This window comes from Hoeflea prorocentri (assembly GCF_027944115.1).
In the GTDB taxonomy this organism is placed as follows: domain Bacteria; phylum Pseudomonadota; class Alphaproteobacteria; order Rhizobiales; family Rhizobiaceae; genus Hoeflea_A; species Hoeflea_A prorocentri.
Window position 1 is genome coordinate 342,830 of the sequence record NZ_JAPJZI010000001.1, and the last position, 13,173, is coordinate 356,002.

The window sequence follows — 13,173 nt, forward strand, 5'->3', positions numbered from 1 at the left end:
GGGCATGATCAATAGGACACGCCGACGGCGCGGTTCAGGTAGCGCCCATCCGACAATTGCCGCCTCAGGAAGGCCGCGACATCGGCCCGGGGAATTTTCAGGGACAGGCTGCGGTCATTGGAGCCGAAGTCTTCCCGGTAGGTGCCACGGGCAGGTCCGTCGGTGAAAGCGCTGGGCCGGACCAGTGTCCAGTCAAGGCCGCTCTGCCGCACCAGATCCTCCTGGAGTTCATGATCCTTGAAGACCGGACGCAAGAGTGCGCCGAACATGATGCGTTTCCAGAAGAAGTTCAGGTTGCCCCAGCTTTCATGGGCGCCAAGGGTGGACTGGCAGACAAGGCGGCGGACGCCGTGTCTCTTCATGCCGGCGATAATATTGGCCGTGCCCACCGAACGGATGACGCTTTTGCGGGACATGCCCGATCCGAGGGTAATGACCACGGCATCGTGACCTTTGATCGCACCGGCCACCGATGCCGGGTCCATTGCATTGCCCTCGGTCAGGGTCAGATTGGGGTGCTGGATTTCCAGCTTCTGCGGATGACGGGCGAAGGCCGTGACATGATAGCCTTCGTCCAGCGCCTGCTCGACAAAGAGACGGCCGACCGTGCCGGTGGCTCCGAAGATTATGACTTTCATTTTTCTGCTCCTTTGAGTATGAGTCTTTCTCGACTTTACACTATGTAAAGTTTACACGGTGTCAAATAGGAGATGCTTTACACAATGTCAAGTGACAATCTGGAAACGCGTGAGCGTATCCTGCAGTCGGCCTGGAAATTGCTGGAGGACGGAACGGCCAGCGCGGTGCGTATGTCGGATATTGCCAAGGCCGCGGGTGTCTCGCGGCAGGCGGTTTATCTTCACTTTCCCAAGCGCGCCGAGCTGCTGGTGGCCATGACCCGTTACCTGGACGAGGTGAAAAATGTCGATGGCCGGTTGGAGAAGAGCAGGGGGGCAAGGTCCGGCAGGGATCGACTTGATGCCTTCGTGGAAGCCTGGGGCAACTACATTCCGGAGATTTACGGTGTCGCCAAGGCTCTGCTTGCCATGAAGGACACTGATCTCGAGGCCGAAATGGCATGGAACAACCGGATGGAAGCCGTACGCCAGGGCTGCGAGGCTGCGGTCCGTGATCTGAAGCGCGATGGCGACCTCATGGATGGGCTGACGCAGAAACAGGCAACGGAGCTTTTGTGGATGCTTTTATCGGTGCGGAACTGGGAGCAGCTCACCCGCGAATGCGGCTGGTCGCAGAAGCAATATATCAAGCTGGTAAAGTCCGCAGCGCGCAGGATGCTTGTCGTTCAGCAAGCCGGATAGATTACCGGGTTTGTCGCCGGACTCGGATGTCTATCGAGACGCCGCTATAGTGTGCCGGTGAACCGGCTTATGGAGAATTGGCCGGCAGGGAAGCGATAGATGAGCACAGCGCAGCCTTTTTCGGATGTACAGGCGCATGGGGAATTGCGTCAGGTTCTGCCCGGCATCCATTTCGTGACGGGATCGCTTGCATTGGGGCGGCTCATGCCGGTGCGGTTCAGCCGCAATATGACTGTCATCGCGCAAGACGGGGCTCTGACCCTCATTAACTCGGTTCGGCTTGATGGGGGCGGGCTAAGAGCGCTCGATGCGTTGGGTGAGGTCAAACATGTTGTTCGTCTTGCCGGGTTTCATGGTATGGACGATCCCTTCTACAAGGACCGCTATGGAGCCAAGGTCTGGTCGGTCGACGCTCCATACGTCAAAGGTTTCGGTGAAAATCCCAAGCGCTATTTCGAGGCCGACGCTGTTCTTGACGAGCAGACCGAATTGCCGATCAAAGGCAGCAGGGTTGTCCTTTTCAAGTCGGCACATCCCGGTGAGGGGCTGCTCTTTCTGGACCGGGAAGGCGGTGTCGTCATCTCCGGCGACTGCCTGCAGCACTGGGCGCATACCAATGAATATTTCAATCTGCCGGCCAGAATCATGATGCGGATGATGGGATTTATCAAGCCGCATAATGTCGGACCGGGATGGCTGAAGGCGGCCAAGCCGGACAGGTCTGAAATCCGCAAGGTTTTCAATGGGCTTGAGTTCGAGAACGTCTTGCCGGCCCATGGCGAGCCGGTCATCGGCAATGCCAAAACCAATTATCTGCCGGCTGTTGAGGCACTATGACAAATCTACCCTATGAACGCATCGTTGTCTTGACTGGGGCAGGCCTTTCAGCTGAATCCGGTCTTTCGACATTCCGTGACAAGGACGGCATCTGGTCGAAAGTCCGGATTGAAGACGTTGCTACACCCGAGGCGTTCGCCCGCGATCCGCAAGGCGTCCTTGATTTCTATAACGGGCGGCGCAATGGCGCGGGCGAGGTGGAGCCGAACGCTGCCCATGCGGCCCTTGCGCGTCTCGAAGCGGAGCACAAGGGAGACGTTCTGACGGTCACGCAGAACATTGATCCCCTTCACGAGGCGGCGGGCACGCGGAACCTCGTCCATATGCACGGCGAAATTCGCAAGGTACTTTGCAACCATTGCGGCACACGCACACCCTATGAGGACGATCTGACGGTCGATCTCGTCTGCACCCAATGCGGCAATCAAGGCGGCCTTCGGCCGGATGTTGTCTGGTTCGGCGAGATGCCCTATCAGATGGACCGTATTTATGCGGCGCTTGGCGCGTGCGATCTTTTCATATCCATCGGAACGAGCGGCAATGTCTATCCGGCGGCGGGTTTTGTTGCCGAAGCGAGGGGCGCCGGCGCACGCACGGTGGAGCTCAACCTTGAGCCCTCGGAAGGGATCACGATGTTCGATGAGGCCATCCACGGCAAAGCGACGCAGGTCGTGCCCGCCTATGTGGAGCGGCTGCTCAACGGCGGTTAGCCGGTTTGGTCATCGGATAGTCCGGCCATGGCAAAGAGCGCGGTCCGGGTTGGTTCATCAGCGGGAAACATAAGCTCGATCTTGAGCTCGGAAAGGGCGATATCTTCGGCCGAGCCAAATTGCGCGATGGTGGAGAAGAAGGACAGCACCATATCACCGGCGCGATAGCGGGCCGGTATGACTGCCGGCAGTGCGCCGTCATTTGCAGGCAGGCGATGGCCAAGCTCTTTGGTTAGGTGCTCAACGGCGTCGTCCAGTACCGGATCACCGCCGAGATGGACACTTTCGGTGCGCAGGCGCACGATCATGTGCTGGGCCACTTCCAGCCAGTTATCCAGGGCGCCGGCCATTCTGTCCGTATCAAACAGAGCCTCCAGCAGGCTATCGCCCTCACCAAGTCCTGCGCCGGAGAGGATGAGGCCCGCCGATGTGTTGACACGAACGACCCGCCAATGCCGGTCAAGCGCCATCGCCGGAAACGGGTCCTGTCTTTCAAGCGTCCAGTCAACAGCAGCGCGCACATGCGCCATGTCCGTGTCGTTCAGGTCGCGGCGCCGGTATGCCGGCGCGAATCCGGCCGCACCCAAAAATGCGTTGCGTTCGCTGTGCGGCAGTTCGAGGGAATCGGACAGCAGGCGCACCATCGAGCGGCTCGGCCGGGAGCGCCCCGTTTCCAGGAACGAAATGTGCCTGGCGGAGACATTGGCGGCGAGGCCGAGATCAAGCTGGCTCATCCGGCGCTGGCCGCGCCAGTGTTTTAAAGAGTCTCCAAAAGCGTTTTGCACGGGTTTGTCCTCGCTCTGATCGTCAGGGACTCACTATAGCCAGTGTCTGACTGAAAACACTTACCTCCTAGGTAATTGAGACTGTGCAGCCGCGATCCTATCCAAATGGCATCGAATGCTACTCGGAGACACGGTTATGCAGCATCAAACATCAGTCACCTGGCTCAAGGGCGCGGCGGCACTTCTTGTCGGTTTCGGCCTGATCAGTCTTCCCGGCGCGCACCCTTCGACCTCGGGCCTTGCGCACATCATGATGGACCTTGCCTTCTGGCCGCTCGATGCGAGCCCTTCCGGTGACCCGCCGCAGGCCCGCCTCCTGTGGGCAATCGGCAGCGGCATCATTGCCGGTTGGGGCGTCATGATCTGGATGGTGACCTCCCGGGTCTATGCCAGGGATCCGGCGCTTGGCCGGCCGATCATCCTGACTGCCGTCATTACCTGGTTCGTGATTGACAGCACCGGGTCGGTCCTTGCGGGTGCGCCGATGAATGTCCTCTACAATTGCGGCTTCTTGCTGCTTTTTGTCATTCCCCTCCGGCGGCCTGCCGAAGTCGTCCATGGCTGACCGCAACCAAAGTATTGCCGCCCCGCAGGCCGGACTTATATTCTGGTCTGCGGGATGGCTTGTCTTGGAGGTTGCAACTGTTGGCAAAGACAAATGAAGGCCAATTATCAAGAAAATGGCAGCCGGAGGCTGTCAGTTCGTGGATTCTGGAGACGGGCCGCATGTCGGCAAGTTTCGATGAACTCGTCGTTGGTCTTTGTGAGGCGCTTTGCGCCGAGGGCGTTCCACTGTGGAGGCTTCGACTAGCGTTTCGGACCCTGCATCCGCTGGTGACGGCCACGTCATCGGTCTGGGAGCGAGAGGGTGCGGAAACCGAACGCATCGACACACCGCACGGAATGGAGGGGCGTTCGGATTATGCCGGCAGCCCGATGGAATTCATTGCAAGCAACCGCTCGACCTACAGAAGAAGGTTGCGGGAGCCACTGACACAAGACGATCATCACGTCCTGCATGGGCTGCGTGAGCGTGGCGGAACCGACTATTTCGGTATGCCCCTGGAGTTTTCCGATGAGATGCGCGCCATCATTGTCTTCGTGACCGATGCGGAGGGCGGATTTAGCGACGGCGATATCGAGGGTTTTATAGCGCTGGCGCCGGCACTTGCGCCAATCGTCGAGGTTTTCCGCGGGCGGCTCCTGTCGCTGGCGGTTACGGAAGCCTATCTTGGACGGCGAACGGGAAAACGTGTGCTTGACGGCAAGATCACGCGTGGGGATGTCGAAACAATCAATGCGGCGATCCTTTTCAGCGATATCCGCGGCTGGACCGGGATCAGCAGCAGGCTCCCGGCCAATGAAGCGCTGGCGCTGGCAAACAGCTATTTCGAATTGGTCGGTGAAGCCGTGGAAGCCCATGGCGGTGAGATATTGAAGTTCATGGGCGATGGCGTGCTGGCGGTGTTTTCCGCCGACGACATGCCCTCGGGCCGGTCTGAATGCCGCTCTGCGCTGGATGCGGCTTTTGAGGCATTGCGGCAGGCCGAGCAGGCAAATATTCCTGACCTGGAATTCGGGATCGGCCTGCATTTCGGTGAGGTGCTTTACGGTAATATCGGATCGAGAACCCGTATTGACTTCACGGTTCTCGGCTCGGCCGTCAATGTTGCGGCGCGCATTGAAAGCCTGTGTGGTCCGCTGGCGACGCCCGTGCTTTTCTCGGAAGCGTTCGCCGAGCGCGCCCGGGTATCGCACCGTCTGGTTTCAACGGAACGGCTGAAGGGCATCGACGGTCCGATGGCGGTCTATACGGCCACAGTGGATTGAAGCAGAAACGCTCTAAGCACTGCTGCCGCGCACTTCTTCAAGTATCCAACTGACCAGCGTTTGCACCGCCGGTTTGGTGTCACGGCTCTTCGGCCAGACTGCATAGAAGCCGCTGGTGTGCGTGCGCCTGTCACACCACAGCTCAACCAGCCTGCCCTGATCAAGGTCCATGTCCAACAGCAGTTTCGGGGCAAGGACAACACCTTGACCGTTTGACGCCGCATCGATGCCGAGGGCCGTCTGGTTAAACTGCATCGGTTTTTTCTCGGGGCGGATATCTTCTTCCGCGAACAGGCGATCCCAGTTGCGATGGCTGTCCTGGACCAGATCCAGCCCGGCGAAACCGGCTGCCTTGTCAATCTGCCGCAAACCTTGAGCAAAAGCGGGGCTGCAGGCGGCACGCAGTCTCAGGGGTGAAATCAACTCCACGGCGAGGTTTGCGTCGGTCGGCGGTTCGCCCTGGCGGATGGCCGCGTCCGCACCGTCTGACTGAAAGTCGCTCAGCGCCTCGCTGGCGATGATCTGCACATCGATGTTGGGATGGGTGGCGGAAAACTTCGGCAGGCGGGGAACAAGCCATTTGGACGCAATGGAGGGTGTCACGCTCAAGGTTACATGCGGCCTTTCGGGTGTGAGCTGCCGTGCGGCTGTTTCTATGAGAGCCAGCGCCCGGGCGACGGGGGCATGAAGGCTCCGCCCCGTATCGGTCAATGCAAGACCGCGTGCCTTGCGGTGAAAGAGCTTTTGTCCAAGATCGGCCTCCAGCCGCCTGACCTGCTGGGCCACCGCACCTTGTGTCAGATGCATCTCCTCGGCGGCGGCACGAAAGTTGAGGTGTCGTGCCGCGGCATCGAACATGCGCAAGGCATTCAGGTTCGGTATGCGTGCCATGACGCCTCCACCAGCCAGTAGAATTTCTACACTCTTGCGCGATGAGACATGATTGGTCAATCACCCCGGACCGGTTCATTGTGTCGTCAGACACATCATGGGAGTGGTCACAATGGATACACAGAAAGTGGCGGTTATCACGGCCGGGGGCAGTGGCATGGGTGCCGGTGCGGCACAGCGGCTTGCGCAAGAGGGTTATCAGGTTTCCATCCTGTCATCATCCGGCAAGGGAAAGGCACTGGCTGAAGAGCTCGGAGGCGTTGGTGTAACGGGCTCAAACCGTTCGAGTGACGATTTGCAACAACTGGTCGATCTGACCATGACGCGCTGGGGCCGGATCGATGTGCTGGTCAACAGCGCCGGGCACGGGCCACGCGCGCCGGTGCTGGAGCTGAGTGACGAGGATTGGCACAACGGCATGGAGGTCTACTTCCTCAATGCGGTGCGCCCGACACGGCTGGTCGCGCCGATCATGCAGGAACAAAAATCCGGATCGATCATCAATATATCGACCTTTGCGGCTTTTGAACCTGACCCTGTATTTCCGACTTCGGGTGTTTTTCGCGCCGGTCTTGCAGCGTTCTGCAAGCTGTTTTCTGACGCCTATGCGGCAGATAATGTGCGCATGAACAATGTCCTGCCGGGCTTTATCGACAGCCTGCCCGAAAAACAGGAGTTCCGTGACCGCATCCCGATGATGCGATACGGGAAAACGGAAGAAATCGCCGGGACGATTGCGTTTCTCGCCTCAGACGCCGGCGGCTATATCACCGGCCAGAATATCAGGGTCGATGGCGGCATCACCCGCGCGGTGTAACCGCTTCCGCGGCTGCTAGCGCACGGCGATGCAGGTCATCGGGGCCGTGTGTGCGATGCGGTGTGAAACGCTGCCGACCATCAGTGCTTTCAGGTCCGAAAGGCCCCGCGCACCGGTAACAATGAGATCGGCGCCGGTTTCCTCCGCAGCTTCGACAATCCGCGAGGCCGGATTGCCATCCTCGATGCGCGAATCCACATCCTTGACGCCGTGTTCGCGTGCAATCCGGGTTGCGTTTGAGATGATGTGATTTGCGACAGCGTGCAAAGCGTCATGCGGGCCGCTCACATCTTCGGGTATGATATTGGCCAGAGGAAAGCGTCCGTAGGGGGACGCGGCGATGACCGCCGTAAACGGCATTTCCTGACCGGTTGCGCCATATTCCTGCGCAGCCATGTGTCTCAGGCTCTCGGAGAGGTGATCGCGCAGCAGAACGTGGACAACCACGACCTTGGCGCCGTATTTGGAGGCGATGTCGCAGCCGAAGGCGACCGCCTTGTCGGCATGGCTTGAACCGTCTGTCGCAATTAATACCGTATTGATCATGTTCGTATCCTCATTGGTTTGCCCCTGCGGCAAGGCAGATGCCTGTTCAGCAGCCCCAAGATATCGTCGCCCACAATCATTTATATATCGTTTGGTCGCTCTCGCATCCCTCTATGGCACTACGGATTAAGCTCATAAGGATATTGGTCGATGAAATGCTGCCATATCTTTTCGCCGATGAGACAATCGTAGCCGGTATCGGTCTTGCCGCTGAAAGCTGCCTTGAGCGGCTGGGGCATGGCGGCGAGTTCGAGGACAAGTTTCCTGCGCACAGCTTCCGGGAATTCATCCCAACTTGTTACCGGGATGACGAATGAACCCGGACCGCCGATAACGCAGTGATGATAGTATTCGTCGAGGTCTTCCAGATGAAATTGGGTGCCCAGACCCTCGCGTGTCATGAGTGGCAATCCGTTTATGGTAATACCTCTTGCGACGGCCGTATCGCGCGCGCCGGTAACGGGCGGTCCGGAGTTGTTGGGCCCGTCACCCGAAATGTCAATGACGCGGCGCAGGGATTGAATGTCGTTGTTCTCAATGCGTGCTGCCGCATCGGCGATGGCGCCGGATATCGATGTGCGCCGCATGCCGGTATCGACTGTCAGGGTGATCTTTTCGGCAAAGGCTGCAAGATCGGCTGCATTTTCCAGGATATGCCAGTCAACAACCACCCGCTGCCAGGCGATGCCGCCCCATTCGACATAGGTGAGCGCAATCTTGCCGGTCAGTGTGTTCTGAACGGCGCGGGCAACTGCCGGACTGCGCAGCGCCTCGGCGTAGCCTCGCCGCTGAATGCGCAGTTCGCGCTCGGTCATGGACCGGGACACATCAACGGCGATGACGAGTTCGACATCGACCTCGGTCGCCGAGACGGCTGAAACAGGGCCGATAGCTGTGAGGGCGCAAAGGACAGCGGCCAAAAGCCCATTCAGGCACCATTGAAGACCCGGTACGGGGTCAGCGGCTCGTGCGTTCAAGGCTCTGGCGTTCGGGGTCATATGATCCGTTCAACTGGTGCCGTCTGCCTTGTTAGAATAGCGGAATTGAGGACGGTGGCATAGTTCCGGTATCGGTCTTCAACCGCAGCGTTGTTGATTTTGGGCGCATTCCTGTTGCAAATAGGCATCCGACATTCCGACCCTTCTCGTCGCAACACATCATGTGTACCGACCCCGGACCCGGCGACGACTTCTCAGCTCCTGGAGATACCACATGCATTACAACGAGCTTGGCCGTACCGGCATCATGGTGAGCGATATCTGCCTGGGTTCGATGACCTGGGGATCGCAGAACAGCGAACAGGAAGCGCATGAACAGCTCGACTATGCGGTCGGCGAGGGCGTCAATTTCATCGATACGGCCGAGATGTACCCGACGACACCGCGGCTGAAGGAAACGACCGGCAGAACCGAGGAACATATCGGGACCTGGCTGGAAATCCGTGCCGATCGGGACGACCTGGTGATCGCCACCAAGATTACCGGTGAAGGCAACAAGGACGTGCGTGATGGCAAACGGGTGACCGGCCAGATGGTGCGCGAGGCACTGGAGGACAGTCTCAAGCGTCTTAGAACGGACTATGTCGATCTCTATCAGCTACACTGGCCCAACCGCGGGTCTTACCATTTCCGCAAATACTGGACCTTCGATGCGACGGGGCAATCGCCTGAGGATATGGACCAGGAGGTGGCCGATATACTCGGCGAAGTGGGGCGGTTGCGTGACGAGGGCAAGATGCGTGCGTTCGGCTTGTCGAACGAAAGCGCCTGGGGCGTGATGAAATTCCTTGAAGTCAGCCGCAAGCATGATCTGCCGCGTGTTGCGTCTGTCCAGAATGAATACAGTCTGATCTGCCGGCTCTTCGATCTCGACATGGCCGAAGTGAGCGTTCATGAGGATGTCGGTCTGATGGCGTTTTCACCGCTCGCAGCCGGTGCGTTGTCGGGTAAATATCTTGACGGAGATATTCCGGAAGGCTCACGCCGATCGATGCAGCCCAATCTTAACGGGCGCTATGTTGAAAACTCCGAGCGGGTGATCAAACGTTATGCAGATATTGCGGGAAGACACGGGCTGAACCTGGCGCAGATGTCGCTTGCCTTCTGCCGGATCCGCCCGTTCATGATGTCCACCATTATCGGTGCGACCTCGATGGAGCAGTTGAAGACCGACATTGCGGCCAAAGATGTGACGTTAAGCGATGAGGTTCTGGCAGATATCCAGGCCGTTTATCGCGAAGACCCTATGCCGATGTAGGCATCTCACCGGCCACAATGCCCTATCGCCGGTCAGGATCATGTTTTGGCTTGCGCCTGCGGTTTGCCGCGCCGCTTCTCGCGCAGGCGCTGAATGGCGACATAAAGAACCGGGATCATCAACAGCCCGATCGTGCTGTCGAGCACCATGCCGGCAAAGACCGGAAGGCCTATCGAAATGCGGCTGGAGGAGCCGGCGCCGCTGGCGAAGACAAGTGGCAACACACCGATAATAAAACACAGGCCGGTCATTGTAACAGGCCGGAAGCGTGTATGTGCGGCGCTGATCGCGGCCTCGACAATGCTGTCTCCGGCATCGCGCCGGTTGCGGGAGAATTCGACCAGCATGATGGCCTTTTTCGCCGCCAGGCCGATGAGAAGCACGATGCCGATCTGGGCATAGATATTGTTGTTCAACAGGCCGATGAAGTAGAGCGGCAACAGCGCCCCCAAGACGGCAAAGACCGTCGAACACATCACCGATATGGGCAGTGACCAGCTTTCGTACTGAGCCACAAGGCACAGATAGGCAAAAGTGAAGGCCAGCAGGAACACATAGATGACAAATGAGCCGGCCTCGATCTCCTGGAACGATACGCCGGTCCATTCGATGCTGTAGCCATCCGGCAGGGTCTTTTGCGCAATGCCCTTGAATGCTTCAATGCCTTCACCGGTGCTGTGCCCGGTGCTGGTCAGACCCTGGACAGCGGCGGTGCGGACCAGATTGTATCGGGTGATTGCCTCGGGCCCCAGAACGGGATCCGTGCCGACCAGCGTGCTGAGCGGGATCATGTCGCCCGACGCACCCTTGACGTAGATATTGCCGATATCGTCGATCGTCTGGCGGTAGCCGGGTTCGGCTGAAAGGATGACCCAGTATATCTTGCCCTCGAGCAGGAAATTGTTGACGAACATCGAACCGAGATTGGCCTTCAGTGCGGTGAAGATGTCGCTGACATTCACACCCAGCGCCTCGGCTTTGTCGCGGTCGATGGATACGCTGTATTGCGGAGAGCCGGTCGACAAGGAGCTGAAGACCTGCTGAAAGACCGGATCGGCATTGGCGGCCGATACAAGCGCGTTGGTTATGGAACCCAGCTTTTCAACACTGTCGTTGTTATTGTCCTGCACCTGCGCCGTGATGCCGCCGGAGATACCCAGCCCGTCAATGGGCGGAAGGGGAAAGACGAAAGATGTGGCGCCCTGCACCTTTGTCAGGTCTTCATTCATGGTCGCCAGAATATTGAACCACTGTGTCTTGGAGGTCTTGCGCTCATCCCAGGGCGCGAGGACGGCGATCAACGTCACGTAATTCGACGCATAGTCCGAGATCAGACTGAAGCCGGAAACGGAAATGACATCCGTCACACCATCGACCTTCAAAATGATGTCCGTCATTTCGCTTGCAACGGCTTGCGACCGCTGAAGGGATGCCCCGTCGGGCAGTTGGGCGTTGACGAAGAGCACGCCCTTGTCTTCCAGCGGAATGAAACCGGTTGGCGTTTCACGCATCATGTAAAGCGTGCCGGCGACCGCTGCGACAAAAATCAGAAGCGAAACCCAGACATTCTTCAGCATGATCCGCACGAGGCCGACATAGGCGTCGCGCACCTTGTCGACGGCCCTGGGAACAATGCTCAACAGGCCGGATGATTTGCCGGTCTTCGGCTTCAACATGGTTGCACACAGGGCGGGCGCCAGTGTCAGAGCATTGACGGCCGACAGGCTGAAGGCGACGATGATGGTCAACGCGAATTGCAGATAGATCTCCCCGGTGATGCCCGGGAAGAAACACACGGGCACAAAAACCGCCGCAAGGACAAAAGTCGTCGCGATAATCGGCCCGGTGACCTGATCCATTGCCTTGAGCGTCGCCTCGCGCGGCTCCAGGCCGTCTTCCTCCATGATCCGTTCGGTATTTTCGATGATGACAATGGAATCGTCGACGACAAGCGTAATAGCGAGGATGATGCCGAAAAGCGTTATCAGATTGGCGCTGAATCCGATCAGGAAAAGAACGGCGAGCGTGCCGAGCAGGGACACCGGTATCGCAATGGCCGGAATAAGAACGGCGCGCCAGCTCATCAGGAACAGGAATACGACCAGAACCACCAGAACGGCGGTGATGCACAAGGTGACGATAATTTCCTGGATCGAGGCGCGGACCGCTTTTGTCACGTCATAAAGAAGCTGGTATTCGACGCCCTGCGGGAAAGACGATTTCATGTCTTCCAGTGCCGTGTAGACGCTTTCAGCGACCTGCAGGGCGTTTGCACCTGGCGCCTGATAGATGCCGATGGCTGTGGAAGGTTTGTTGTTGAGCGAGGATGTGGCGGAATAGGAGCGCGAACCCAGTTCAACACGGGCTACGTCGCGCAGCCGTACAAGCTGGCCCGAACTGTCTCCCGAAACGATAATGCGTCCGAATTCCTGCGCCGTTTCCAGGAGCCCCTCGGCGCGCAAGGTGAACTGGAAGTCGGTCTCATCATTGAACGGAGGGCTGCCTATGCTGCCGGCTGTCGCCTGGACGTTTTGTGCCTGAATGGCGTTGGAAAGATCGCTAGCCGTCAGCCCCATCGCCGTCATCTGATCGGGGCGCATCCATATGCGCATGCTGTAGTCGAGCGGTCCGAACTGGGAGACGCTGCCGACACCGGGAAGGCGTGCCAGCGCATCCTGCATATGGATCGACGCGTAGTTGCTCAAATAGAGCGCATCGCGTGATTCATCCGGTGAAATCAGATTGACGACTAGCAGCATGCTGGATGATTGCTTGCGCGTCGAGACGCCTTGCTGGGTCACGGCGCTCGGCAGTAGCGGCTCGGCCAGGGAGACCCGGTTCTGGACATTCACCGCCGCGATGTCGGGATCGGTGCCCACCTTGAAGGTGATCGTCAGCGTATAGGTGCCGGCATCGGTGCTGGTGGATGCCATGTACAGCATGTTGTCCACCCCGTTGACCTGTTCCTCAATCGGAACGGCAACGGTTTTTTCAATCAATCCGGCATCGGCGCCCGGATAGTTGGCACTGACGACAACCTGTGGCGGGGTTACATCGGGGTATTCGGCAATCGGTATGAGTATGATCGCAATGACGCCGACAAGCGATGCGATGAGCGACAGGACGATCGCGAATTTGGGCCGTGCGATGAAAAATCTCGACAACATAACCGTTGTGCCCGC

General features: G+C 58.6%; 13 protein-coding genes. 7 read left to right on the forward strand and 6 right to left on the reverse strand.

What is annotated here, in order from left to right; genetic code table 11:
* Positions 1-8: 8 nt before the first annotated feature.
* Positions 9-638 (reverse strand): NAD(P)-dependent oxidoreductase, encoded by a 630-nt coding sequence (locus OQ273_RS01585; protein ID WP_267988716.1) that lies wholly within the window; start codon positions 636-638, stop codon positions 9-11.
* 84 nt (positions 639-722) lie between these two features.
* Here OQ273_RS01585 and OQ273_RS01590 point away from each other — a divergent pair, with 84 nt between their 5' ends.
* From OQ273_RS01590 to OQ273_RS01600, 3 genes are all read left to right on the forward strand, one after another.
* Positions 723-1,319: a TetR/AcrR family transcriptional regulator gene (locus OQ273_RS01590; protein WP_267988717.1), complete on the forward strand. Its 597-nt coding sequence runs from the start codon at positions 723-725 to the stop codon at positions 1,317-1,319.
* 99 nt (positions 1,320-1,418) lie between these two features.
* The gene (locus OQ273_RS01595) at positions 1,419-2,156 is read left to right on the forward strand and encodes an MBL fold metallo-hydrolase (protein ID WP_267988718.1); all 738 of its coding nucleotides are present in this window, start codon (positions 1,419-1,421) and stop codon (positions 2,154-2,156) included.
* A complete protein-coding gene (locus OQ273_RS01600; protein WP_267988719.1) occupies positions 2,153-2,866 on the forward strand; it encodes an NAD-dependent deacylase in 714 nt (237 codons plus the stop codon). Before OQ273_RS01595 ends, OQ273_RS01600 begins: the two co-directional genes overlap by 4 nt.
* On the opposite strand, the gene OQ273_RS01605 is transcribed toward OQ273_RS01600, so the two are convergent.
* Positions 2,863-3,651: a helix-turn-helix transcriptional regulator gene (locus OQ273_RS01605; protein ID WP_267988720.1), complete on the reverse strand. Its 789-nt coding sequence runs from the start codon at positions 3,649-3,651 to the stop codon at positions 2,863-2,865. The two genes, OQ273_RS01600 and OQ273_RS01605, sit on opposite strands and share 4 nt — an antisense overlap.
* A 136-nt stretch (positions 3,652-3,787) precedes the next feature.
* Here OQ273_RS01605 and OQ273_RS01610 point away from each other — a divergent pair, with 136 nt between their 5' ends.
* A complete protein-coding gene (locus OQ273_RS01610) occupies positions 3,788-4,216 on the forward strand; it encodes a hypothetical protein (protein WP_267988721.1) in 429 nt (142 codons plus the stop codon).
* Positions 4,217-4,377: 161 nt separating this feature from the next.
* On the forward strand, positions 4,378-5,481 hold the full coding sequence (locus tag OQ273_RS01615) for an adenylate/guanylate cyclase domain-containing protein (protein WP_267988722.1): 1,104 nt from the start codon (positions 4,378-4,380) through the stop codon (positions 5,479-5,481).
* A 12-nt stretch (positions 5,482-5,493) separates the two neighbouring features.
* On the opposite strand, the gene OQ273_RS01620 is transcribed toward OQ273_RS01615, so the two are convergent.
* Complete coding sequence (locus tag OQ273_RS01620) at positions 5,494-6,372, reverse strand: LysR substrate-binding domain-containing protein (RefSeq protein ID WP_267988723.1); 879 nt, start codon at positions 6,370-6,372, stop codon at positions 5,494-5,496.
* A 112-nt stretch (positions 6,373-6,484) separates the two neighbouring features.
* On the opposite strand from OQ273_RS01620, the gene OQ273_RS01625 reads away from it, so the two are divergent.
* On the forward strand, positions 6,485-7,189 hold the full coding sequence (locus OQ273_RS01625; protein WP_267988724.1) for an SDR family oxidoreductase: 705 nt from the start codon (positions 6,485-6,487) through the stop codon (positions 7,187-7,189).
* A 15-nt stretch (positions 7,190-7,204) separates the two neighbouring features.
* Here the strand turns inward: OQ273_RS01625 and OQ273_RS01630 are convergent, their stop codons facing one another.
* Entirely contained in the window at positions 7,205-7,735 is a 531-nt protein-coding gene (locus tag OQ273_RS01630; RefSeq protein WP_267988725.1) for a universal stress protein, read from the reverse strand.
* 119 nt (positions 7,736-7,854) lie between these two features.
* The gene (locus OQ273_RS01635; RefSeq protein ID WP_267988726.1) at positions 7,855-8,733 is read right to left on the reverse strand and encodes a DUF1194 domain-containing protein; all 879 of its coding nucleotides are present in this window, start codon (positions 8,731-8,733) and stop codon (positions 7,855-7,857) included.
* A 214-nt stretch (positions 8,734-8,947) separates the two neighbouring features.
* On the opposite strand from OQ273_RS01635, the gene OQ273_RS01640 reads away from it, so the two are divergent.
* Entirely contained in the window at positions 8,948-9,991 is a 1,044-nt protein-coding gene (locus OQ273_RS01640) for an aldo/keto reductase (protein WP_267988727.1), read from the forward strand.
* A 38-nt stretch (positions 9,992-10,029) separates the two neighbouring features.
* Here the strand turns inward: OQ273_RS01640 and OQ273_RS01645 are convergent, their stop codons facing one another.
* Positions 10,030-13,158 (reverse strand): efflux RND transporter permease subunit, encoded by a 3,129-nt coding sequence (locus OQ273_RS01645; RefSeq protein ID WP_267988728.1) that lies wholly within the window; start codon positions 13,156-13,158, stop codon positions 10,030-10,032.
* Positions 13,159-13,173 lie beyond the last annotated feature (15 nt).